The sequence below is a fragment of the Blastomonas sp. RAC04 genome (assembly GCF_001713435.1).
In the GTDB taxonomy this organism is placed as follows: domain Bacteria; phylum Pseudomonadota; class Alphaproteobacteria; order Sphingomonadales; family Sphingomonadaceae; genus Blastomonas; species Blastomonas fulva.
On record NZ_CP016460.1, the window covers coordinates 1,336,768 to 1,360,079 of the forward strand.

Below are 23,312 nucleotides of genomic sequence, written 5' to 3' on the forward strand. Positions count from 1 at the left end.
AAGTTAAGGCAGCTCGTCTATTCGACTGGCGCATGGCCTATGAATCCGGAGCATTGAACGCGGCGCTGGCCGCAGCGGTGGGAAGCGATCCCGCACTCGTCGCCGAGCTGCGCGGGGCGTTTGTCGAAAGCGCCGCCCGGCAGATCGACCTGCTGCGCCGCGCGCGGTGCGATGCCAACTGGCATTTTGCCGCGCTCCGGCTCAAGAGCCTCGCCGCCAGCTTCGGCGTCCAGGGGATCGTCGATCTGGCCGACCATGCGCTGGAGGGCGCGCCGGGCGACCCCGTCGTGCTGCGCCAGCTCGATGCCGCGATGTGCGACTTCGGCGATCTTCCCGCAGGAATGCAATAAAGCGTCACACCACAGGCGATCGGGCACCGTGCCGGTTGGCAGGGCGCCAGCCGGGCGATAAGAGGGCCGCTCCGAGCTGCAAGGAGCCTGTGACCCCGCGTGCGTACCGCCCTCATCTCCCTGATCGAGACCGTTCCCGGCGGATCCGCGCTGCGCGGCGCATTGCCGCTGGCCAATGGCCAGCTCGCGATGCTGCAGGTCGATCTGGCCCGGCAGGCGGGCGCAGGCGAAATCCTCTGCCTGGTCGGGTCGGTCGGAGAGCGCGTGCGCCAGATCGAGGCCTATGCCGCCTCTTGCGGCGTGGAATTCCACCTCGTCCGTTCGGTCGCCGACATCAGCGTCCGGCTGGCGAGCGATGACGAGCTGCTGATCATTGCCGACGGCCTGTACGTCGCGCCGGAAGAGATCGAGCCGATGGCGCGTCAGAGCGGCACCTTTGTCGCGAGCTTCGCCCCGGGCGATGGCGCGCGATCGCTGATTGAACGGTTCGAGCGGATCGACATAAACCATGTCTGGGCGGGGCTGGCCTGTGTCCGCGCGCGGGATCTGGTCGAGGCGCGCGACCTGCCCGAAGACTGGAGCGTGCAGTCCGCGCTGCTGCGGCTGGCGGTCCAGCGCGGGTACCGGCGGCAGGTCCTGCCCTTCGCACTCGCCGAGGCGGGGCGCATCGCGATTGTCCGCGATGGCGCCGAGGCCGATGCGCTGGCGCTGCAGGAATTGGCCGGATCTTCGGGTACCATGGGGGCCAGGCTGGTGCGGATGGCTCCGGTGCAGGCGCTCGCGCGCCGGGCATGGGCGGCGCGCTGGATCAACCCCGCGCTGCGTGTCTCCGCGCTCGCGCTGCCGCTGGGCGCGATCGGCCTGGCGGTGGCCGACTGGAGCATGACCGCGTTGGCCCTGCTGATCGGCGGGCGCGCGGCGGGGCATGCAGCCGATCGGCTTTTCGGACGCTTTGCCGCCAGGACGCTGCCTGCTGCCGAGCGGGCGGCGCGCGATCTTGCCTTTGCGATCGCGTTTATCGCGGTCACAGTGCTGACCGTGGCGGCATCGGACCGGCTCGCCGGGCTTTTCGTGTCGCTCATCCTGCCAGCCATGGCCCTGATTCTGGGAAGAATTTCCGGCCCGCTTCCGCGTTTGTGGGTGCAGCTGGCGCGGTCACCCAGCCTTGTTGCGGTTGCGGCGATGCTGGCGGTACCCTTTGGCGTGATGCTGCCCGCGCTGATGCTGTGGAACCTGATTTTGCTGACGCTGATGTGGTGGCAGACTCGCCCCTCGCCGCTTGCGAGCGACCCGGCAAAGCGCCATATCTAACCTTGGACGAAAGCCCGTTTCGCGCACTTCAACTAACAGCATTTTAACCAGCAATTGCTAGGTCAAGCCGATGAGTACCGACATGGCCCCCGCACGCCCGGTTCCACGGGACGTTGGAGCGTTGCTGCGCCATGCCGAAGAGCAGGCGCGGCTGGCGGGCGCTATTCCGGTGCTGGTACGCCAGCGGCTCGCTCCGGGCAGCGCGGCCACCTTGCGTGAGGACGATCTCAGCCTGGCGGGCGGCTTTGCGGATTCGATCGCGCGGCATCTGGTCGAGGCCCTGGCGCCCGATCCCGACGCCGTCGATGCCTCGCTGGTGGCACACGAAGTGGTGCTGGCCGATCCCGCTGCCACCCGGCTGGCTCATGCGCGCGCAATCGAGGCACGGCTGTGCCGCAACGCGCCGCTGATCGGTCTTGCGATGGCCGAGCTGCCACCGCGAGTCGAGGCACAGGTCGCCGATACGCAGGACGAACTGGCTGAAGCCGCGATGGCGCTGATCGTCGCGCAAAGCCGCTTTGTCGGCAACGCGCAGGGATTTCGTCTCGATCTGTCCGAGCTTCCGCCCGAGACGGTGAACGCTCTTGTACAGCGCTTGACCGGCTGGATGCAGGATCGGCTGCAGGCCGATCCGCTGGTCTTGCGCGCGCGCGCCGATGCCTTGCTGGGCGGTTTTGACGAACGGAGAGGACGCCCGCACCGGCTGATGCGCTTCTGCCATCTGTTCGCACTGCCGCGCGCGGGTGACGACTGGTCACTCGCGGACAATGGCCCTTCGCTCGGCTTTGCCATGCTCGCGCGCGCCAGCGGCCTGCCGTTCGATCATCTGATCGACATGGCACGCGACCCAGATCTTTCGCGGCTTGCCGTCGTGGTGCGTGGCTGCGACGTGCCCGCCGACACCGCCGCAAGGCTTATCGAGGGCATCGCGATGCTGGCATCGTTGCGGCTCGAGGCCGTGCCTTCGGCTGCGGCGCTGGCCGCGATCGGTCCCGATGATGCGGCGCGGCTCATCGCGGGCTGGCGTAACCAGCTGCCGCTGACAACGCCCGGACCGTTGTGGTGAACGCGCAGATCCCATCATCGGACGAGGCGGGCCTCACCACCGTGTGGGTTGCTGCGGAAACCGGGCGGATCGACCGCAACGGAATGCTGCTGCACGCCGATGACCGACTGATGCGGTTGCACCAGCAGCTTGGCGGCAGCACGTCGGGCGGCGAGCTCGCAGTGCCCCCGCTGCTGGAATTGGCGCGGCACAGCATGCGGCTGGGCATGCGATTGTCTCGCCCGGTCAAGGCTGCGGGGTCGTCCGCGCTGATCGACATGTGGTGCGAATGCACACCCGACGCCGAAGGGGTGGCGCTGTTGCTCACCCATTGGCGTGAACACGCACTGCCGGACCGGTCGGATGCGACCGAAGACGGCGCCGATTTCACCGCCGAGCCTGGCGTCGCCCATCTTCAACTCGACCGTCTCGAACGAGTGGTGCGATACTCGCCGCCTGCCGGAGCCGGCACCGACGATGCGAGTTCGGGCCTGCTGCTCAAGCCGGTGACCGCGGTGCTCGAGCCGAGCGACGGCTCTGCATTCGCTCGGGCGGAGCAGATCGATGGCCAGCGCGTCACCTTGGCCGGCGACGAACGCGAATGGATTGCCAGCCTGCGCCCCGCCGGAACTGCGACGGGGTGCGTCATCACGCTGAGGCACGCGCCTCCCCTGCCCGACCCCGCCGCTCCCCCGGAGATGCCGCCGCTGTTCGACGGCGAGCGGATCGGCCAGTTGTTCGGCCGCCAGATCGGCCCGGCGCTGCGGCTGCCGATCGGACGGATCATCGCCAACGCCGAAACCATCGGCGGCAGGCTCGAGGGTCCGTTGCGGGCCGATTACGCGAACTATGCCAGCGACATCGCAGCTGCCGGGCGCCATCTGCTGGCTCTGGTTGACGACCTGGCCGATCTTGAAGCGATCGACGGCGCAGGCTTCAGCGCTGCCAGGGAGCCTGTCGATCTGGCCGATATCGCCCGGCGCGCGGCGGGGCTGCTCGCGCTCAAGGCCGCGGACCGCAAAATCCGCATCGACAAGCCGTCGGAAGATGAAATGCTGCCCGCGACCGGCGAGTTTCGCCGCGTGCTGCAGGTGCTGCTCAACCTGCTCGGCAATGCGATCAACTATGCACCCGATGGTTCAATGATATGGCTGAGGCTCGACGACGGCCCCGGCTGGGCCAGCGTCACCGTCGCCGACCAGGGTCCAGGCCTCAGCGCCGAGGACCAGCAGCGCCTGTTCAACAAATGGGAACGGCTGGGGCGCAGCGGCGATGGCGGCAGCGGGCTCGGATTGTACATCTCGCGGCGTCTCGCGCTCGCGATGCAGGGCGACCTGACGGTCGAAAGCGCGCCAGGTCAGGGCGCGCGTTTCACTCTGCTACTGCCAACAGACTGACCCGCCCCGCACCCTGGGGTGGGGAGCGCGGGCCGGTTATTGCGGCATCGGCGGCGGGGTCTGGGCGCAGCGTTTGCGGTTGCCGGCGTTGCACGCGGCAACATCGGCCTCCCACTGCGCATGGATCGCGTCATAGAGCTGCTTGATCTGGGCGTATTCCGCTTCGGCGCGGGCGCGCGATTCCACCGTATTTTCGTACAGCTTCATCTGGCTCTCATAGCTCGAGCGCCGGGCGTCGTATTCGGCCTGGTTGGCGGCGTTCTGCTGAAGCTGAGCGTTGGACATCTCGAGCTGGCGCGCGTTGGCGGCCTCGCGCGCGGCCTGCTCTTCGGGCGAGCTCGGGTTCACGGTGACGGGCGAAGGCTCCATCGATCCGGAATCAGGCGCCTGCTCGGCGGGCGGGCTGGACTGCTGCGCGCTGAGCGGAGCAACCGCCAGGCAAGAGGCCAGCAGCGCCACAGCGGAAGCGGTGCGCGAAATGCGAAGTTTCATGATGGTCATTCCCTCAAACCAAAGTTGATCTCGGTTAACACGGCTACGCAGATGGCGCAAAGCCGTTCCATAACCGGCCCGGCTGCTCTTGCACCGCAGCGCCTTGGGCACCATTTGCGAGCGACGCATCCTCATCCTGACCGCTTGCCGCATTCCCCGGCTTGCAACCAGAACATCAATAGAACATAAGGCACTCCATGCTGACTCATATTTCCGTGCGCGGCGCGCGCGAGCACAATCTCAAGGGCGTGGATATCGATCTGCCGCGCGATCAGTTGATCGTGATCACCGGTCTTTCGGGAAGCGGCAAATCAAGCCTGGCGTTCGACACCATCTATGCCGAGGGCCAGCGTCGATACGTTGAATCGCTGTCGGCCTATGCGCGCCAGTTCCTCGAGATGATGCAGAAGCCCGATGTCGAGCATATCGACGGGCTCTCCCCTGCGATCAGCATCGAGCAGAAGACCACCAGCCGCAACCCGCGTTCGACTGTCGCGACGGTGACAGAGATTTACGATTACATGCGCCTGCTGTGGGCGCGCGTCGGTGTGCCCTATTCGCCCGCCACGGGTCTTCCGATCACCGCGCAGACTGTCAGCATGATGGTCGACCGGGTGATGGCGCTGCCCGAGGGTACGCGCTTCTATCTGCTTGCACCCGTGGTGCGCGGCCGCAAGGGCGAATATCGCAAGGAGCTTGCCGAATGGCAGCGCGCCGGTTTCACCCGCGTGCGCATCGACGGCGAGTTCTACGAGATCGACGAAGCCCCCGCGCTCGACAAGAAGTACAAGCACGACATCGAGGTCGTGGTCGACCGCATGGCGGTGCGTGAAGGCATCGAGACGCGCCTCGCCGACAGCTTCGAAACCGCGCTGAAGCTTGCCGAAGGTCTGGCCTATGTCGATCTGGCGGATGGGACGGTAGCGGAGCCAGGAAGTTCATCCCCCACACCCAGCCCCTCCACTGAGCCGCAGGCCACCGAAGGTGAACGTGAGGGGGGCAAGAAGGGCATGAAGAACGTCGGCATCCCCGACAACCGGATCATCTTCTCAGAAAAATTCGCCTGCCCAGTGTCTGGCTTCACCATCGAGGCGATCGAGCCTCGGCTGTTCTCGTTTAACGCACCGCAGGGTGCCTGCCCTGCCTGCGACGGTCTGGGCGAGAAGATGTATTTCGATCCCCAACTGGTTGTCCCCAACGAGGATCTGAGCCTGAAGAAGGGCGCGGTGGTGCCTTGGGCCAAGTCGAACCCGCCCTCGCCTTATTACATGCAGGTGCTGGCTAGCCTGGGCCGCGAGTTCGGCTTCTCGCTCGACACGCCGTGGAGCGAACTGCCTGGCGAGGTGAAGCTGATCATCCTGCACGGCACCGGCGGCAAGCCGGTCACGCTGCGCTTCCAGGACGGGCGCAAGAGCTATGAGGTCAAGAAGCCGTTCGAGGGCGTCATCGGCAATCTCAACCGCCGTCTGCTGCAGACCGACAGCGCGTGGATGCGCGAGGAGCTGGGCAAATACCAGACCGCGCAGCCCTGCGAAGTCTGCGATGGCGCGCGGCTCAAGCCAGAGGCGCGTTCGGTCAAGATCGTCGGCGAGGATATCTCGATCTCGACACGGCGTTCGGTGTCCGATGCTCTGGCGTTTTTCGAGACGCTCAACGACAAGCTCGGTCCCCAGCAGCAGCAGATCGCCAAGTCCATCCTCAAGGAGATTATCGAGCGGCTGGGCTTCCTCAACAATGTCGGGCTCGACTACCTCAACCTCGATCGGACCTCGGGGACGCTTTCGGGCGGAGAGTCACAGCGCATCCGGCTCGCCAGCCAGATCGGCAGCGGTCTCTCGGGCGTGCTCTATGTGCTCGACGAGCCCAGCATCGGGCTGCACCAGAAGGACAACGACCGGCTGCTGGTGACCTTGAAGCGGCTGCGCGATCTGGGCAATACCGTGATCGTCGTCGAGCATGACGAGGACGCAATCCGCACCGCCGACTATATCGTCGATCTAGGTCCGGGCGCGGGCGTCCACGGCGGCGAGGTCGTCGCCGAAGGGACGCTCGAGCAGATCCTCAAGTCCAAGCGCTCGCTCACCGCGCAATATCTCACCGGCGAACGCAAGATCGAGATTCCGGCCAAGCGCCGCAAGGGCAATGGCAAGAAGCTCACCGTCCATAATGCGCGCGCCAACAATCTCACCGGCGTGACGGCGTCGATCCCGCTGGGTACCTTCACCTGCATCACCGGGGTATCGGGCTCGGGCAAGTCCAGCTTCACCATCGACACGCTGTTTGCGGGCGCTGCGCGCGCGCTCAACGGTGCGCGGGTGATCGCCGGGGCGCACGACAAGATCACGGGCCTCGAGCATTGCGACAAGGTGATCGATATCGACCAATCGCCGATCGGCCGCACCCCGCGATCGAACCCAGCGACGTACACAGGTGCGTTCACCAATATCCGTGACTGGTTCGCCGGACTGCCCGAAAGCCTCGCGCGCGGCTACAAGCCGGGCAGGTTCAGCTTCAACGTCAAGGGCGGCCGCTGCGAGAAATGCCAGGGCGACGGCCTGATCAAGATCGAGATGCACTTCCTTCCCGACGTCTACGTCACCTGCGAGGATTGCGGCGGCAAGCGCTACAACCGCGAGACGCTCGAGGTGAAGTTCAAGGGCCACTCGATCGCCGACGTGCTCGACATGACCGTCGAGGACGCAGTCGAATTCTTCAAGGCAGTGCCGCCGATCCGCGACAAGATGGCGATGCTGTGGGAAGTGGGCCTGGGCTACGTCAAGGTCGGCCAGCAGGCAACGACGCTCAGCGGCGGAGAGGCGCAGCGCGTCAAGCTTGCCAAGGAACTCAGCCGCCGTTCGACCGGGCAGACGCTGTACATCCTCGACGAACCCACCACCGGCCTGCACTTCGAGGATGTGCGCAAGCTGCTCGAGGTGCTGCACAGGCTGGTCGATCAGGGCAACTCCGTGGTGGTGATCGAGCACAATCTCGACGTCATCAAAACCGCCGACTGGATCATCGATCTGGGCCCCGAAGGCGGCGTCAAGGGCGGCGAGATCGTCGCGGAGGGCACCCCGGAAAAGGTCGCCAAGGTCGCGCGCAGCTACACCGGCCAGTATCTCGCTCAGATGCTCGTGCGATAATGGGGCTGGGGCAGGCACGCGAGGCGAGGCGCTGAGCTGAGCCCTCGCATTCCGAGCCCTACCGAGCCGATTGAATGCGCTGTGCGTTCGGGTTTACTCCTGAAGCCAACAGCCCGAAGATCGGGCTTTGGCTTCAGGTTTGGACGTTTCGCACTGGCGCTCATGAACTTTTGTTGAATTCGCGTGTTGCGTTGTGCTTCAGGTCGTTCCGAGGCACATGGGGCATGCTGCCTGCGCGAGTTTTTCGATAGAAAAAACCAATCGCCTGCAGCAGTACCTTTCGAATAGGCTTATCGGGTTTACAACCTAATTCGTGGTCAGCGACCTTGGACCAACGGGCAGGCAGATAGATGGCAGCAGCAACTGGACAGATTATGGGCGCACGGGAAGCTGTGCGCTGGATGTTGGGACTCTTGAAGGCCGAGCGCAGCTTCATCTGGCTGGCGCTGGTCTATGGTGTGGCCGTGTCCGTGCTGTCGCTTGCCACGCCCATTTCCGTGCAGATGCTGATCAATTCGGTCGCCAACACCGCGCTGGTGACACCTCTGGTGACGCTGGCTGGCACGCTGCTGGGACTGCTGCTGATCGCGGTTCTGCTTTCCGCACTGCGGATCTATGCGATGGAGCTGTTCACGCGGCGATTCTACGCGCGGCAGGTGGCCGAAATCACCCTGCGGTCGATCCACGCGCGCAACCCGTTCTTCGAAGACACCAAGCGGCAGGATCTGTTCAACCGCTATTTCGACGTTGTCACCGTGCAGAAAGCGGTGCCCAGCCTGCTGATCGGCGGGTTCACCATCATCCTGCAGTCGGCCGTCGGCTTCACCGTCACCGCATTCTACCACCCGTTCTTCCTGGCCTTCAACCTCATCGTCATCGCCCTCGCCTTCTTCATCCTGCTGGTGTGGACCCGCGGGGCGATTCGCTCGGGCATTGCGCTCAGCCATGCCAAATACGCTGCGGCGAGCTGGCTGGAGAATGTCGGCGCATCCAACGGCTTCTACAAATCCGGGCGGCATGTCGATTATGCGCTCGATCGTTCCGAAGGTGTGACGGCAGACTACATCGCCGCCAAGGCCAAGCATTTCCGCTATACCATCTCGCAGACCGTCGCGTTTCTGCTGCTCTATGCCTTTGCCAGCGCCGGACTGTTGGCGCTCGGCGGCTGGCTGGTCATCGAGGGTGAGCTGTCGATCGGCCAGCTGGTCGCAGCCGAGCTCATCCTGTCAGCGGCCTTCTTCGGCCTGGGCCAGATGGGGGCGTATCTCGACATCACCTATGACCTGATCGCAGCGGCCGAGGAGATTGGCCTGCTCTACAATATCGAGCAGGAAGTGGAGGCTCGCGAAGGCGAGGACGCAATCGGCGGCGGTGATCTGGTGCTGCGCCGCGTGACCCACCCGGCAACCGTCAAGGACGTCACCTTCAACCTTTCCATCCCCGCGGGCAGCCAGCTGATTGCGCAGAGCCGGAACCACGATGTGCAGCGGTTGTTCACGCATTCGATGAAACGTTATATTACTCCCGACACCGGCGTCGTGACGCTGGGCGGACAGGATATCGCCATGGTCGACATGTTCCGGCTGCGCAGCGAGATCATCGTGCTCGACCGCCCCACCATCGTGCAGGCAAGCATTCGGGACTATCTGCGCCTGGCCGGTCCCGACATCACCTCGTCGGATGCGTTGCAGGCGCTTGCGCTGGTCCGCCTGGAAGAGCGGGTGATGGCGCTCCCCGACGGACTGGATACCCAGCTGTCGACCAGCGGCTGGCCCTTGTCCTATGCCGAATCGCTGCGGCTCAAGCTGGCAGGCGCCATGCTGAAATGCCCGCGCATCCTGATCCTGACCGGATTGTTCGACATGATCGACCCCGCGATCCTGGCCGATGTGCGCGTTGTCATGCGGGAGGCAGGCTCTACGGTGATTCAGTTCACCCAGCGTTCCGAACACCAGCCCGATTGCCAGTATCTGTGGCTGGGGGATGACGGTCAACGGATCATAGACGATCCCGACGAGTTCAGCCGCATCGTCGAAGCGCATGCAACGGAGGCGCGCAATGGCAACGCGTGATCATGCGCTCAGCCGCTTTCGCACCCTTGCGAACATGCGAACCCCGCGCCCGCTGCGCGCCTTCGGGCTGATGGTGGTGTTCGGGCTGATCGCCGCGACCTTCTTCATGATCTATGTGCCATGGGTGCAAACCGCTTATGGCGCGGGTCAGGTAATTGCGCTCAACCCGCAGGACCGGCTGCAGAACGTCACCGCTCTGGTCCCCGGGCGGATCGAGAAATGGTATGTGCAGGATGGCCAGGTGGTGAAGGAAGGCGACCCCATCGCCCTCATCGCCGACAACGATCCGATGCTGCTGCAGCGGCTGCGCGCAGAACGCAGCCTCGCCGAGGCCAAGGTTGCGGCCGCCGCGAGTGCGCTTAGCACTGCGCGGCTGGACGTCGGACGCACCGGAACGCTGTTCCGCGAAGGTCTTGCCTCGCAGCGCGAAAGCGAACTTGCGCGGATCAAGGTCGCCGAGATGGAAGCCGTGCTGGCAGAGGCACGCGCGGCGATCACCCAGATCGACATCAACCTGGCGCGGCAATCGCTGCAGACGGTGCGTGCGCCGCGCGACGGCGTGATCCAGCGGATCAGCGGCGGCGACAAGGCCACCATGGTCTCGCAGGGCGACGTGCTGGCAAGCTTTGCCCCCACTCAGACCCGGCGCGTGGTCGAAATCTATGTCGATGGCCGCGACGTGCCGCTGATCAGGCGTGGCCAGCCGGTTCGGCTCGAGTTCGAAGGCTGGCCCGCGATCCAGTTCTCGGGCTGGCCGTCGGTGGCGCGAGGCCTGTTCGATGGCGAGGTGCAGCAGGTCGATCTTGCCGCTTCGACCAACGGGCTGTTCCGCGTGCTGGTGCAGGAAGCCAAGGGCAAGACGCGCTGGCCGGGCGAGCCCTATGTCCGCCTGGGCGCCAATGCCCGCGGCTGGGTCGCGATGGAAGAGGTTTCGGTTGGCTTTGAACTGTGGCGTCAGCTCAACGACTTCCCGCTGCAGAACCCCGCGCTGATCGAGGAGAACCAGAATGGCGGCACGGCCAGGAAGGAGAAGCGCTGATGCGCCGCTCCGCATCGCTGGCCAGCCTCACTGCGCTGGCTTTGGTCAGCCTTACCGCGCCAACCCCTGCCCAGGCTCAGGCCCGAACGCAGGCACCCGCCGCCGCGACACAAGGGGTGCAACCGGTGCGGCAGGCGAAGGGGTTGCAGCTGGAAGAGGTGCTGGCCTCGTCGCGGCGCTTTGCCCCGTCCATCCTGGAGGCGCTTGCCAACGCCCGCGCCGCCGATGGGCGCGTGCTTGCCAGCGAAGGTGCGTTCGACCTGCTGTTCACCGGCGAGGGCTTTTCGCGGATCACCGGATTCTATGACGGCACCTATGTGCAGGGAAAGGCGATCCAGCCGCTGACCAACAATGGCGGCCAGATCGAGGCGAGCTATCGCGTCTCGCGCGGCGACTTTCCGGTCTATGAGGATTACAGCTTCACCGACCGGCTGGGCGAGCTCAAGGTGCGCGGCGTTTTCGCGCTGCTGCGCGACCGCTATATCGACGACCGCCGCTTCGGCCAGCGCAACGCGCTGATCGAACGCGACATGGCGGGGCTCGATGCCCTGATCATCGCCATCGGGGTGCAGCAGCGGGCGATCCAGGCCTATGGACAGTGGGTAGCAGCCGGGCAGCAGGTGCAGGTCTATCGCGCGCAGGTCCAGCTGGCCGAGGACCGGCAGGACGGCATCAGCCGCCAGGTCCAGCTGGGTGCACGGGCTGCGATCCTGCTGACCGAAAACCAGCAGAACCTGCTGCGCCGCCAGTCGCTGCTGGTTGCCGCCGAGCGCGATCTGGCCAATGCCGCGCAGCGACTGTCGCTGTTCTGGCGTGACAATGACGGCAGGCCCAGGGTAGCGACCCCCGCAGACCTGCCCGCCCGTCTGCCGATGATCCCCGCGGCGCGGGCGACCGATCCGGCGGCGGTGCTCGCACGGCGACCCGATATCAAGCTTATCGAACAGCGGTTGGAACAGGGCGAAACCCGGCTCGAGCTCGAACGCAACCGCCTGTTGCCCTCGCTCAGGCTGTTTGCCGAAGCCGGACAGGATTTCGGCGAGCAGGGCCTGGGCGGTCGTTCACGCGATCCGTTCGAGGCGGTGGTCGGTTTCACCTTTTCCATGCCGCTGCAGAACCGCGCCGCCAAGGGACAGGTGGCTGCGGCCGAAGCCAACATCAACGCGCTGGAGTGGCGCCGCCGTCAGAGCGAGGAACAGATCATCGCAGAGATCGAGCAGCTTTCCACCAACCTGACTGCAGCCGAGCGGCTGGCGGTGCTGGCGCGCGACGAGGAGGTTCAGGCCGACAAGCTGGCAGCCGGCGAGCGAAGGCTGTTCCAGGCGGGCGCCAGCGACTTCTTCCTGGTGAACCTGCGCGAGGATGCGGCGGCAAACGCATCGATCCGCAGGCTGGATGCCGAGTTCCGGCTGGCGCAGGCTCGCGCCGATCTGGTCGCGGTGGCGGCCGATCTGGACTCGCTGCAGCTGACCGACGACTTTGCCGGGGTTGTCCAGCCCTGACCCGGTCGGCCAGGCCAACGGTACCGCGCCGCGCGTGACCTTGGGTGCAGACCAAGTCTTCCATTCCGTGTTGTGCGATGGGATAGTCGGGTGACGCATCGGAGGCTCAAGCTGCGACCTCGGCGGACCGATGCGTCACCCTATCCGCAGCCTTGGGGTGTCCGATCTAGCTGCGGAATCAGTCAAGCAGATGTGGGTGGGAGCGGTTCGGGGAGAGACCGTTCCATCTGCTCGGTATGGTTGACATATGGCACAGAGTATCATTGTTACCATTTGAAAGAACTGCCCCGGATCGATAGCCAACATCTATCATGCAAAGGACGCCGCCATGCCCAGCCTCAGGCAGTTGCAATATCTGGTCGCGCTCGACGACCACCGCCATTTCGGACGCGCAGCCTTTGCGGTGCACGTCTCGCAACCGACGTTGAGCCAGCAACTTCGCACCCTGGAGGCCCGGCTTGACGCCTCGCTGATCGATCGCAGCGGTCAGGATGTCCAACTGACCCCATTGGGCCGCGATATTGCCGCGCGCGCGAGAGAGATCCTGGTGCAGGTGCGCGATCTTTCCGATCTGGCGCGGCGCGCGGGCAAGGGCATCGGCGGAACGCTGCGCTTCGGGATCACCCCGACGCTGGGACCCTATCTGATGCCCGCGATCGTGGCGGGTCTGCACCGGCAACAGCCCGACCTGCGCCTGCACATCCGCGAAGGCATTCCCGATGATCAGGTGCGCGAGGTGATGCGCGGCGCGCTCGACATGATGCTCTCACCCATGCCGGTCGATGCCAGCGGGATCGTGGTCGAGCCGCTGTTCAGCGAGCGGCTGTTCGTCATCGCGCCGCCCGATCATCCCCTGGCCGGGCAGAAGAACATTCCGCCCAGCGCGCTCAAGGGCGCAGGATTTCTCACCCTGGACCGGCGGCACCATTTCCATCGCCAGACCCGCGAGATCTGCGATCAGGTGGGTGCGCATATCCTGCACGATTACGAAGGCACCAGCCTCGACAGCATCCGCCAGATGGTAGGCTCAGGGATCGGCTTCGCGCTGTTGCCCGAGCGTTATCTGGCAACCGAAACCCACAGTGCAGAAATCGTCGCACGGCTGGATATCGCAGGCTGGAATGCGCGCCGGTCGATCGCAGCGATCTGGCGCACCGGCGCGGCGTTCGGCGACGGATTCCATGCGATCGCGGAATTCATCCGCGCCTATGTGGTCGAGGATACCGACCTTTCCGATCCGGTGTTGCGAACCGGGGTCTAGCCCTCACGGGGCCGGACTTGCCCGGTTGTGGCCTCTGCCGCAGCCGCCATGCGGCCGATCTGCCACATCAGGTTGTAGATCAATGTGCGCCCATCTTCTGCGATCATCTCGCGGGTCTGCCGGTCGAAGCTCGCCCGGTTGCCGCGCATCGCGCTGCGCACCATGCCGACGAACATCGCCTCGTCAGGTGACAGACGACCGCAGCATGGGCGCGAGACGCCAAAGGGTTCAGGCCACACCTGCCCCATCGCCTCCAGCACCAGCGACAGATGATTGGACAGCGCGATGCTGCCCAGCCGGGCGGAGACATGAGGCGCGGGATCGGCACCCGATTTGTGCGCGAACACCGCGATGCGCAGCGCGACAACAAGCTTCGCCTCGAACAGGGTTGCCGACCCCAGGTCAGGTCGATCGATCAGATCCTGCCACCAGATACCCATGGTCCTCGACTCCCTCCGATTGTGCGGCATCACGGGATCGCGCCGCCTGCATCAGAGTTATTGCGAGTAGCTCGCATTAGCAAGAGATTTCTGAAGTGTTGTTATTTTCGCATCGCAGCCATTGAACTGCAGGTCATTCTACCCTAGATTGAGGCTGTCGGGATGCTTCCCCCCCTTTCGCGTCCCGACAGGTGCACTTGTGCACCTCCTCCCTGAACCTTGGCCGCCTCGTGACTCGTCACGAGGCGGTTTTTTCTTGGCTGGATGCGATGGGCTATTCGGCGGCGATGGCGATGTCGGTGCGTCCGCCATGCTGCAGCAGATCGTCCGCCAGCGTCCGGACAAGATCCGCAACCGCCTCCTGCATCGCCTCGAGCCCCTGCCCGCGTTCGCTGAGCGCCTCGTCCAGATACAAGCTGCGGTCCACCTCGATCTGCAGCGCGTGGATATCGCGCGCCGGGCGGCCATGGCGCTCGAGCACATAGCCGCCGGCATAGGGATGGTTGAGCGCGACCTCATAGCCGCGCCGGGCGAGCGTCCGCTGCGCCAGATCGCACAGCCTTGCCCCGGCAGACCGGCCATAGCGATCCCCCACCACGATTCGCGGCACCGGCCCCGATCCCTCGGGCCTGAGCGGCGGCATCGAGTGCAGGTCGATCAGCATCGCGCAGCCGAAGCGAGCCTTCAGACTGGCAAGCGCGTGCGACAACGCCTGGTGATAGGGATCGTGCATGCCCGATACGCGCGCGCCGATCGACTCACGGGTCCAGGGTCTGCGCCAAAGCTCGCCATGATCGGCCAGCCGGCGCGGAACCAGTCCGAGCCCGCCGCGCACCTTGGCGCTGGGCTGGGCAAAGGCGGTGCGCGGGGCGTTGCTGATCATCTGCGGATCGATTTCGCTGGGGGCACGATTGAGGTCGATCCACGCCCGCGCGACATGCGCGACCAGAGTGGCGCACCCGGTCTTTGCTGCCTGCAGAGCCAGCATATCGGCATGGCGGTCTTCAAGACGCTCGAGAACCTGCGGGGTCACGCGTGAATTGACGAGGATTTCATCGGGATAATCCCGCCCCGCATGCGGGACCGCCACCAGTACCGGCAGGCGCGCTTCGGCGAGGCCAGCCAGGCTGAACAACCGCGATGGGGAGGCGTTGTCGGCGGATCGATTATCCATGGACATCAGCCATGCGGCAATCTGTCCTTCGAGTCAAAGTCGGCAACGCCAACGTCCTGTGCCCCCGCTGTCCGTTTACCGATGACACCGGGCGTGTCCAACTTCGGGGCAGCGCGGCAAATGACTTACAGCATGCTGGAAAATCTTAACCGCATCCGGCATAAGCAGGCTGGAGAAACCGGGCAGAGGAACAGGGCGATGTTGAGCATATTGCTGGCAGAAGACGATCCGGCGATGCGCGCCTATCTCCAGCGTGCGCTTGAAAAGGCCGATTACACCGTGGTTGCGGTTGATCGCGGCACCGCTGCGTTGCCCTTGCTGCAGGAGGATCATTTCGATCTGCTGCTCACCGATATCGTGATGCCCGAGATGGACGGGATCGAACTCGCGCAGCATTGCGGGCGGATCTCGCCCGAGACCAAGGTCATGTTCATCACCGGCTTTGCCGCAGTGACGCTCAAGGCGGAACAGGCCGCGCCCAGCGCGCGCGTGCTCTCCAAGCCCTTTCACCTCAAGGATCTGGTGCTGGAGGTCGACCGCGTGTTTGCCCGCGGCACCTTCGCCCAAAGCCTTTGAAAGCTATCATGCGGTTTTTGGTACAAATACCGCTTGCGTCCATCGCCGCCTCTTTGTAATGGACCGCCCTTGCCAGCGCCTTGGTGCGGGCAGGTACCACCGGTGGGGCGTATAGCTCAGTGGTAGAGCACTGTGTTGACATCGCAGGGGTCGCAAGTTCAATCCTTGCTACGCCCACCATTAAAAAACCCGCCAAACCATACGGTTGGCGGGTTTTTTTACGTCCGCTTCACACGCACCGATCGCCAAAGCCCGCTCCCCTGCGACGGATGTTTCCACAACTCTCGAATTATGCCTTGACCACATCAGCCGACACAGTATTTCGATAGTTGTCGAAAGGTAGTGATAATGGATGATCCGGGCATTCAGACATGGGCAGTGGATGCGCTTGGCGCGCTTGCGCACGAGACGCGGCTTGCGGTCTTCCGCATGCTGGTCAAGGCAGGTCCCGATGGCATGGTCGCGGGAGCGATTGCCGAGCAGCAGAGTGTCCCGCCCTCCACCATGTCGCACCATCTGGCGACCCTGGAGCGCGCTGGGCTGGTCCAGTCCGAGCGCGAAAGCCGGCTGATCCATTACCGCGCCAATTATCCCGCGATGCGCCGCCTGCTGACCTTCCTGCTGGAGGACTGCTGCCAGGGCACACCCGAAATGTGCGGCGATCTTGTTGCAGGGCTCGGCTGCGCCCCTGCCCTACCCGAGAAAGCATGAGGCTCGAATATGGCTGACCCCATCTACAATGTTCTGTTCCTGTGCACCGGCAACAGTGCCCGCTCGATCCTGGGCGAGGCTGTGCTCAACAAGATCGGTGAAGGGCGCTTCAGGGCATACAGCGCCGGCAGCCACCCCAAGGGACAGGTCCATCCGATGGCGCTTTCGGTTCTCGCGGACATGGACTTCGAGACCAGCGGGTTCGAATCCAAGAGCTGGGACGCGTTCAGCGCCCCCGGTTCGCCCGAGTTCGATTTCATCTTCACCGTGTGCGACAATGCCGCGGGCGAAACCTGCCCTGTCTGGCTGGGCCACCCGATGACCGCGCATTGGGGCATCGAAGACCCCGCCGCGGTGGAGGGCGACGGCCAGCGCGAGGCGTTCCTCGAGGCGCTGCGCTATCTGTCGGACCGGATCGAGCGGTTCGTCGCGCTGCCGATCGAAAGCCTCGACCAGATAGCGCTGAAGCGCAAGCTTGCCGACATCGGCAACGCTGCGGGCGCCAGCAGCGGTGCCAGCGCATGACGTCCGCAGATGGCATGACCGACGGACCCGGCTTTGAACGCCTGCGCCATCTGGCCGACCCGGACTACCTGCCTGCGCTCGATCCGGCCTATGCGCACCGTGTCCCGGCGCTGGGACTGGGTCCGCTCGATCCCAGGCCGCGCATCCTGTTGCTCTACGGGTCGTTGCGCGAACGCTCCTATTCGCGGCTGGTGGTCGAGGAAGCGGCGCGGCTGCTGCAGCATTTCGGCTGCGAAACCCGCATTTTCGATCCCCGGGATCTGCCGCTGCCCGATCAGGTCGAGAACGACGATCACCCTGCGGTCGCAGAGCTGCGCGCGCACTCGATCTGGTCCGAGGGCCAGATCTGGTGCAGCCCCGAACGCCATGGCCAGATCACCGGCATCATGAAGACCCAGATCGACCATCTGCCATTGGCCTATCAGGGCATGCGCCCGACCCAGGGCCGCACGCTCGCGGTGATGCAGGTAAGCGCGGGCTCTCAAAGCTTCAACAGCGTCAACACGCTGCGGATCCTGGGCCGCTGGATGCGGATGTTCACCATCCCCAACCAGTCGAGCGTCGCCAAGGCCTATCTCGAGTTTGACGAGAATGGACGCATGACGCCATCGAGCTATTACGACCGCATAGTCGATGTCGTCGAGGAACTGGTGCGCTTCACGGTGCTGCTGCGCCCGCACGCCGATCAGCTGGTCGATCGCTATTCCGAGCGCAAGGACAGCGACCAGCCGGTCGCGACACCGGTCGAGGCCGCAGGGTTGGCGAAAAGCTGACGGGCCAGCCAGGTGCGTGCAACGCACCTGTTACTCGCTGCGCAGCGCCTCGATCGGCGACAGCCGCGATGCGCGGATGGCGGGGTAGCCGCCGAACACCAGCCCGATGACGGCAGAAAACGCGACGGCAAGGACCGCCGTGTCCCAGCCGATCGGCGCCGGGAATTCGGCTACCTGCTGGAAGACTGCGGCTGCAACCATCGCCAGGGTGAGGCCGATCGCGCCGCCGATCAGGCACAGAACTGCCGCTTCGACCAGAAACTGGTTGCGGATATCGCGGCGCTTCGCCCCCAGCGCCATGCGCAGGCCGATCTCGCGCGTCCGCTCGGTCACGCTGACCAGCATGATGTTCATGATGCCGATGCCGCCCACGAGCAATGAGATCGAAGCGATCGCCACCAGCACCGCCTGGAAGATCTGGGTCACCTGGCCTGATGTTTCTGCGATCTCCTTGGTGGTGCGCACGGTAAACGGCGTGATCTTACCTTTCGACACCCGGTAGCGCGCGCGCAGAAGACTCTTGATCTCGCGGTCGCCCGCAACCAGCGAATCCTCGTCCTCGAAGCCGACGAACAGCAGAGTCACATCGTCCGGACCCTGGGCCGGGCCGGTGGACAGCCGCTGGCGCAATGTCGAGATCGGCATGATGATCTGGTCGTCATTGTCGTTGCCCAGATTGCTGCCCTTGCTTTCGAGCAGACCGATGACGGTGAACGGCACGCGGTTGATCCGCACCGTCTCGCCGATGGGATTGATGTCGACGAACAGCTTGTCGGCCACCGTCTGCCCGATCACCACCACCCGCGTTGCGGCGCCGACATCGCTTCCGGTCAGGAATCGGCCATCGGAGGCGGCGAGGTTGGAAATGCTTCCGTATTCTTCAGTCGATCCGATCGCTTGGGTCGAGGCGCTGCGTCCGCCGGTGACCATCTGGACGCTGGTGCGGATCTGCGGTGCGACCGCGTTCACCCCAGGCACCTGACGCGCGATGGCCTCACCATCGCGTTCGGTCAGCCTGCCCCGGTCGCCGGGTCTGGGCGGGCCGTTAGCGCGCTCGGGCTCGGGCACCACGATCGCCATGTTCGAGCCGAGCGTGGCGATCTGCTGGTTTACCGAGACCTGCGCGCCATTGCCCACCGCGACCGCAAGGATCACCGAGAACACGCCGATCATCACGCCCAGCGTGGTCAGAATCGAACGCAGCAGGTTCGTGCGCAGCGCCGTGATCGCGATCGCAACGTTGACGCCCCATCCGGCGAGCGCGTTCAGCAGCTCGCTCATGCCATGACCGCCCGGCGGCGCGATGTGACGGGCGCATCCTCGATCACCTTGCCATCGCGGAACACGATGCGGCGCTCGGCATATTCGGCAATGTCGGGTTCGTGGGTGACGATAACCAGCGTGATCCCCTTGTCATTGAGTTTCTGGAAAATCCCCATGATGTCGAGCGATGTCTGGGTATCGAGTGCACCGGTGGGTTCGTCCGCCAGCAGGATCAGCGGATCGGTAACCAGCGCGCGCGCGATCGCCACACGCTGCTGCTGCCCGCCCGAAAGCTTGGCAGGCGTGTTCTGCATGCGATTGGCAAGCCCCATCGCCTCGAGCTTGGCCTGCGCCCGCTCGCGCCGCTCGGCAGCGCGCACCCCGGCATAGATCAGCGGCACCGCGACATTGTCGAGCGCGCTGGTGCGGGCGAGAAGATTGAACTGCTGGAAGACAAAGCCGATCTTGCGGTTGCGGATCTCGGCCAGCTCGTCGCTGTCGAGCGTCTTGGTGTCGATGCCATCGAGCAGGAGCGTGCCCGAGGTCGGCACGTCGAGACAGCCGATCATGTTCATGAAGGTCGACTTGCCTGATCCGCTGGCCCCCATGATCGCGACGAATTCGCCGCGCTGGATGCTCAGCGAGACGCGGTTGACCGCGTGCACCAGCTCACCGCCGATCACATAATCCTTGACCAGATCATGCGTCTCAAGAAGCGGCGCTGTCATCTTCATCCGTATCGTCGGTTTCTGCCTTGGGCTTCAGCGATTTGGTGCGCACCAGCACCGTGTCACCGGCCTTGATGCCCGAGAGGATCTCGGTGTACTCGTCGCCCTGCAGCCCGATGCGCACCTGCTTCCTGACCGGCTTGTAGGCGTCGGTACCGGCGAGATACAGCGTCTGGCGCGGCGCCTCCTTCTTGCCCGGCTTGGCGGGCTGTTCCTCCACCGGCGGACCGCGATCGGCTGCCTTGGGACGGAACCTGAGCGCGTTGGTGGGAACCCGCAGCGCGTTCTTCTTGGCACCGGTGATGATCTCGACATTGGCGGTCATGCCGGGCAGCAGCTTTCCGTCGAGATTGTCGACATCGATAATTACCAGATAGCTCACGACATTCTGCGTTTCGACCGGTGCCTTGCGGACCTGGCGGACCTTGGCGCGGAACACGTCATCGGGATAGCTGTCGACGGTGAAGGTCACATTCTGACCCTCGACAATCTGGCCGATATCCGCCTCGTCCACCGAGGCCTCTACCTGCATCTTGGTGGTGTCGGCAGCAATTTCGAACAGATTGGGGGTCTGGAAGCTGGCGGCAACGGTGGTGCCGGGCTCGACCAGCTTGTCGATGATCACCCCGCTGGCAGGCGCGATGATCACCGTGCGGTTGAGGTCGAGCCGGGCCGACGACAGCTCGGCGGTGGCCTGCCGGATCTGGGCGTTGCCGCTCTGGGTCTGCGCCAGGGCGACGTCGAGCGCGTTGCGCGCGCTGTTCAGCCGGGTCTGGGCCGCATCGAGATTGGCCTTGGAGACGAACCCGCGCTGCGCCAGATCGCGCTGCCGGGCAAAATCGCGTTCCTGGATTTCAAGTTCGGACCGCGCGCGCAGCACATTGGCAGCGGTCTGCTGCAATCCTGCGCGAGCAAGCGCCACCTGAGCCTCGGTCTGCTGGACCCGCGCCCGCACCCGTGTCGGGTCGATCTCGGCCAGGATCTGGCCTGCGGTGACCGGCGAGTTGAAGTCGACATAGACCTTGGTGACCTGGCCCGAGACTTCGGTGCCGACCTTGATGGTGTTGAGCGCGCGCACCTTGCCGCTGGCCGAGACGACTCGCAGCACCTCGCCGCGCCCGACCTTTTCTCCGGTATATTCATAGTCATGCGGCGTCGGAGCGACGATCTTATAGAGGACGAACAGCACCACCAGCGCAATCAGCGCCGACCACACCTTGTGGCGCTTGATCCATGAACCCATTCTCGTCAGCATATAAAGCTGCCCCATCCCCGACGTTTATGGCCAACCTATATTGGCACGTGAGCACGATAGCCAGCAGCGATGATGGCGCAGCGCACCGATCCCTGCTCGCGGCGTGCAGCCGCGTTGGCTCGGCCAGTCGCTCTGCGGTTGATGCGTTGCCGCAACATCGATACTCCTGCCCTGCACGCCCGGTGAATCGCCGGGAAGCGCGGGTCGCACCGGAAGACCCGCCAGCGCGGAAAGGGTGTTCAACCACATGCGATCAACCAATGCACTGCAGAAGGCATCGGCAACGCGCGGCGTACGGCTTGGCGCGATGACCGGCTCGATGCTTCTGGCCATGAGCCTTGCCATGCCTGTGCACGCAGCCACCGATATCGGCAAGAAAGCCTGTGCCAAGGAAGCGCGGGTCCTGTGCCCCGCCGAAATGAAAACGATGAGCCGCAAGAAGGTGGAAGCCTGCATGATCGCCAAGGTCGAAAAGACCTCGCCCACCTGCAAGGCGGCGATGTACCGGATCAAGGCCGAACGCGAGCAGGGCTCCAAGAACTAGGGTTTTGTGAATCAGGACACAAAGCATTAGCCAGCCTGCCTGCCAGCCTTTACCAGCCCAGCCAGACCGTGAAGCTGGCACGCCTCCCGGCCACTCCCTGGTCACCTTGCCATTTGGGGATTTGAACCCGCTGCATGAGCCACGCTGAAACGCCCAGGTCCCGGTTTCTGCCGTGGTTCGGCTTTCTGTGCATGTGCATCGGCATGTTCATGGCCATTCTGGACATCCAGATCGTCGCGACATCGCTCCCCACCATCCAGAAGGCGCTGGGGATCAGCCCCGAGCGCATGATCTGGGTGCAGACGGCCTATCTCACTTCAGAGATCGTCGCGATCCCGCTGACTGGCTATCTGACCGCAAGGCTCGGGATGCGCTGGCTGTTCGTCTGCGCGATCTCGGTGTTCACTCTGGCGTCCGCCGGGTGCGGCCAGAGCGAAAGCTTCGAGACGCTGATCGGGTGGCGGATCGTGCAGGGCTTTGCCGGAGGGACGCTGATCCCCGCGGTCTTCTCGGCGGTGTTCCTGCTGTTCCCGCCCAGGTCGCAGGGGCTGGCGACCACCATTGCCGGGGTCGCGGCAGTGTTTGCGCCCACGATCGGCCCGATCGTCGGCGGCTGGCTGACCGAAACCTATTCCTGGCACTGGCTGTTCCGCATCAACATCGTTCCCGGCGTGCTCGCAGCTTTGGGGGCGGCATGGGCTCTGCGCAGCGCCGAGAGCAACGCGCGCTGCGACCGCTCGATCGACCTGCTCGCCCTGGTGCTGCTCGCCGCCGGGCTCGCCGCGCTGCAGATCGGGCTCAAGGACGCGCCATCGCTGGGCTGGCTTGCGCCGGGCGTCGCTGCGTTGTTGGCGATCTTCGTGCTGAGCACCGCCTGGTTCGTTTGGCGGACATGGCACGCCGCCTGCCCGCTGGTCGACCTGCACTGCTTTGCCGACCGCAACTTTGCCGTCGGTTGCGCGCTCAGCTTCATCCTGGGCGCAGGGCTGTTCGGATCGACCTATCTGATGCCGTTTTTCCTGGGGCTGGTGCGCGAGCATGACGCCTTCCGCATCGGGCAGATCATGCTGGTCACCGGCATCGCGCAACTGCTCGCCGCCCCGCTGGCGGTGTATCTGGAACAGAGGATCGGCGCGCGCACCTTGTGCCTGTTCGGATTCGGGCTGTTTGCAGCCGGACTGCTCGCCAGCATCAACCAGACTGCTCAGACCGATTTTGCCGAGATGGTGGTGCCGCAGATCCTGCGCGGCGGGGCCAGCATGTTCTGCCTGTTGCCACCCACGCGCATCGCTTTGGGGTATCTCGCCACCGACAAGATCGCCGATGGCAGCGGCCTGTTCAACCTGATGCGCAACCTGGGCGGGGCGATCGGGCTGGCACTGATCGATACCACCATCTTCACCCGCGCCGACACCCATGGGCAGGCCATCGCCGACCGGCTGACCGCAGGCGATGTCGATACTGCGGTGGGCATCGGGATCCCGCGCGATGCATTTCTGGAGCAGATCGGCACGCCCCCCGACGAGTTCACCGAGGAGCTGGTGCGGCCGCTGGTCGAACGGCAGGCGCTGGTCGATGCCATCAACGATGCCTGGCTGTTGATCGCGGTAATGACCGTGTTCGCGATCCTGCTGGTGTTCCTGATCCGGCGGCCACGCACGGAAGATGCACCGGTGGACGCTGATCCTGTCGGCTGATAGAGGCGGCGTGA

Annotated in this window: 21 protein-coding genes and 1 tRNA gene; 16 read left to right on the forward strand and 6 right to left on the reverse strand. The window is 64.8% G+C overall.

Annotated elements, in window-relative coordinates; translation table 11 throughout:
* Nucleotides 1–32: 32 nt before the first annotated feature.
* The 4 genes from BSY18_RS07395 to BSY18_RS07410 all read left to right on the forward strand — a co-directional run bounded on the left by BSY18_RS07395 (nucleotide 33) and on the right by BSY18_RS07410 (nucleotide 4,103).
* Nucleotides 33–350, forward strand: a complete 318-nt coding sequence (locus BSY18_RS07395; protein ID WP_054136409.1) for an Hpt domain-containing protein — start codon at nucleotides 33–35, stop codon at nucleotides 348–350.
* Between the two features lie 99 nt (nucleotides 351–449).
* Entirely contained in the window at nucleotides 450–1,661 is a 1,212-nt protein-coding gene (locus BSY18_RS07400; protein ID WP_069050162.1) for a hypothetical protein, read from the forward strand.
* Between the two features lie 70 nt (nucleotides 1,662–1,731).
* A complete protein-coding gene (locus BSY18_RS07405) occupies nucleotides 1,732–2,727 on the forward strand; it encodes a hypothetical protein (RefSeq protein WP_150126231.1) in 996 nt (331 codons plus the stop codon).
* Nucleotides 2,724–4,103: a sensor histidine kinase gene (locus BSY18_RS07410; protein ID WP_236823473.1), complete on the forward strand. Its 1,380-nt coding sequence runs from the start codon at nucleotides 2,724–2,726 to the stop codon at nucleotides 4,101–4,103. Before BSY18_RS07405 ends, BSY18_RS07410 begins: the two co-directional genes overlap by 4 nt.
* A 36-nt stretch (nucleotides 4,104–4,139) precedes the next feature.
* Here the strand turns inward: BSY18_RS07410 and BSY18_RS07415 are convergent, their stop codons facing one another.
* Nucleotides 4,140–4,595: a hypothetical protein gene (locus tag BSY18_RS07415; protein WP_150126232.1), complete on the reverse strand. Its 456-nt coding sequence runs from the start codon at nucleotides 4,593–4,595 to the stop codon at nucleotides 4,140–4,142.
* Nucleotides 4,596–4,792: 197 nt separating this feature from the next.
* Here BSY18_RS07415 and uvrA point away from each other — a divergent pair, with 197 nt between their 5' ends.
* The 5 genes from uvrA (at nucleotide 4,793) to BSY18_RS07440 (ending at nucleotide 13,612) form a co-directional block, all read left to right on the forward strand.
* Nucleotides 4,793–7,738, forward strand: a complete 2,946-nt coding sequence (gene uvrA, locus BSY18_RS07420) for an excinuclease ABC subunit UvrA (RefSeq protein WP_069050164.1) — start codon at nucleotides 4,793–4,795, stop codon at nucleotides 7,736–7,738.
* Between the two features lie 401 nt (nucleotides 7,739–8,139).
* The gene (locus tag BSY18_RS07425; RefSeq protein ID WP_236823474.1) at nucleotides 8,140–9,810 is read left to right on the forward strand and encodes an ABC transporter ATP-binding protein; all 1,671 of its coding nucleotides are present in this window, start codon (nucleotides 8,140–8,142) and stop codon (nucleotides 9,808–9,810) included.
* On the forward strand, nucleotides 9,797–10,849 hold the full coding sequence (locus tag BSY18_RS07430) for an HlyD family secretion protein (protein ID WP_054136402.1): 1,053 nt from the start codon (nucleotides 9,797–9,799) through the stop codon (nucleotides 10,847–10,849). The genes BSY18_RS07425 and BSY18_RS07430 overlap by 14 nt, the downstream gene beginning before the upstream one ends.
* Nucleotides 10,849–12,351, forward strand: coding sequence for a TolC family protein (locus BSY18_RS07435; RefSeq protein ID WP_083231359.1), 1,503 nt, complete (start codon nucleotides 10,849–10,851; stop codon nucleotides 12,349–12,351). Before BSY18_RS07430 ends, BSY18_RS07435 begins: the two co-directional genes overlap by 1 nt.
* A 328-nt stretch (nucleotides 12,352–12,679) precedes the next feature.
* Nucleotides 12,680–13,612, forward strand: a complete 933-nt coding sequence (locus BSY18_RS07440) for a hydrogen peroxide-inducible genes activator (protein ID WP_054136400.1) — start codon at nucleotides 12,680–12,682, stop codon at nucleotides 13,610–13,612.
* On the opposite strand, the gene BSY18_RS07445 is transcribed toward BSY18_RS07440, so the two are convergent.
* Nucleotides 13,609–14,052: a hypothetical protein gene (locus BSY18_RS07445; RefSeq protein ID WP_069050166.1), complete on the reverse strand. Its 444-nt coding sequence runs from the start codon at nucleotides 14,050–14,052 to the stop codon at nucleotides 13,609–13,611. The genes BSY18_RS07440 and BSY18_RS07445 overlap by 4 nt on opposite strands.
* A gap of 274 nt (nucleotides 14,053–14,326) precedes the next feature.
* Nucleotides 14,327–15,226: an N-formylglutamate amidohydrolase gene (locus BSY18_RS07450; RefSeq protein ID WP_069050167.1), complete on the reverse strand. Its 900-nt coding sequence runs from the start codon at nucleotides 15,224–15,226 to the stop codon at nucleotides 14,327–14,329.
* Between the two features lie 198 nt (nucleotides 15,227–15,424).
* Between BSY18_RS07450 and cpdR the strand changes: the two genes are divergently transcribed.
* The 5 genes from cpdR to arsH all read left to right on the forward strand — a co-directional run bounded on the left by cpdR (nucleotide 15,425) and on the right by arsH (nucleotide 17,811).
* Nucleotides 15,425–15,802: a cell cycle two-component system response regulator CpdR gene (gene cpdR / locus BSY18_RS07455; protein ID WP_054136398.1), complete on the forward strand. Its 378-nt coding sequence runs from the start codon at nucleotides 15,425–15,427 to the stop codon at nucleotides 15,800–15,802.
* A 105-nt stretch (nucleotides 15,803–15,907) separates the two neighbouring features.
* Nucleotides 15,908–15,982 (forward strand) — tRNA-Val (locus BSY18_RS07460).
* A 168-nt stretch (nucleotides 15,983–16,150) separates the two neighbouring features.
* Nucleotides 16,151–16,513, forward strand: a complete 363-nt coding sequence (locus BSY18_RS07465; RefSeq protein ID WP_069050168.1) for an ArsR/SmtB family transcription factor — start codon at nucleotides 16,151–16,153, stop codon at nucleotides 16,511–16,513.
* A gap of 9 nt (nucleotides 16,514–16,522) precedes the next feature.
* Nucleotides 16,523–17,038, forward strand: coding sequence for an arsenate reductase ArsC (locus BSY18_RS07470; RefSeq protein ID WP_069050169.1), 516 nt, complete (start codon nucleotides 16,523–16,525; stop codon nucleotides 17,036–17,038).
* A gap of 14 nt (nucleotides 17,039–17,052) precedes the next feature.
* Nucleotides 17,053–17,811: an arsenical resistance protein ArsH gene (arsH, locus tag BSY18_RS07475; protein ID WP_069050170.1), complete on the forward strand. Its 759-nt coding sequence runs from the start codon at nucleotides 17,053–17,055 to the stop codon at nucleotides 17,809–17,811.
* A gap of 30 nt (nucleotides 17,812–17,841) precedes the next feature.
* On the opposite strand, the gene BSY18_RS07480 is transcribed toward arsH, so the two are convergent.
* Genes BSY18_RS07480 through BSY18_RS07490 form a run of 3 tightly spaced genes read right to left on the reverse strand, consistent with a single transcriptional unit; the run spans nucleotide 17,842 to nucleotide 21,045 of the window.
* The gene (locus tag BSY18_RS07480) at nucleotides 17,842–19,092 is read right to left on the reverse strand and encodes an ABC transporter permease (protein ID WP_069050171.1); all 1,251 of its coding nucleotides are present in this window, start codon (nucleotides 19,090–19,092) and stop codon (nucleotides 17,842–17,844) included.
* A complete protein-coding gene (locus BSY18_RS07485) occupies nucleotides 19,089–19,802 on the reverse strand; it encodes an ABC transporter ATP-binding protein (RefSeq protein WP_069051777.1) in 714 nt (237 codons plus the stop codon). Before BSY18_RS07485 ends, BSY18_RS07480 begins: the two co-directional genes overlap by 4 nt.
* Complete coding sequence (locus tag BSY18_RS07490) at nucleotides 19,783–21,045, reverse strand: efflux RND transporter periplasmic adaptor subunit (protein ID WP_069050172.1); 1,263 nt, start codon at nucleotides 21,043–21,045, stop codon at nucleotides 19,783–19,785. The genes BSY18_RS07485 and BSY18_RS07490 overlap by 20 nt, the downstream gene beginning before the upstream one ends.
* 259 nt (nucleotides 21,046–21,304) lie before the next feature.
* Here BSY18_RS07490 and BSY18_RS07495 point away from each other — a divergent pair, with 259 nt between their 5' ends.
* Nucleotides 21,305–21,601, forward strand: coding sequence for a hypothetical protein (locus tag BSY18_RS07495; RefSeq protein WP_150126233.1), 297 nt, complete (start codon nucleotides 21,305–21,307; stop codon nucleotides 21,599–21,601).
* A gap of 134 nt (nucleotides 21,602–21,735) precedes the next feature.
* Nucleotides 21,736–23,298 carry a DHA2 family efflux MFS transporter permease subunit gene (locus BSY18_RS07500; protein WP_069050173.1) on the forward strand — a complete coding sequence of 521 codons (1,563 nt, stop codon included), beginning with the start codon at nucleotides 21,736–21,738 and terminating at the stop codon, nucleotides 23,296–23,298.
* Nucleotides 23,299–23,312: the final 14 nt, after the last annotated feature.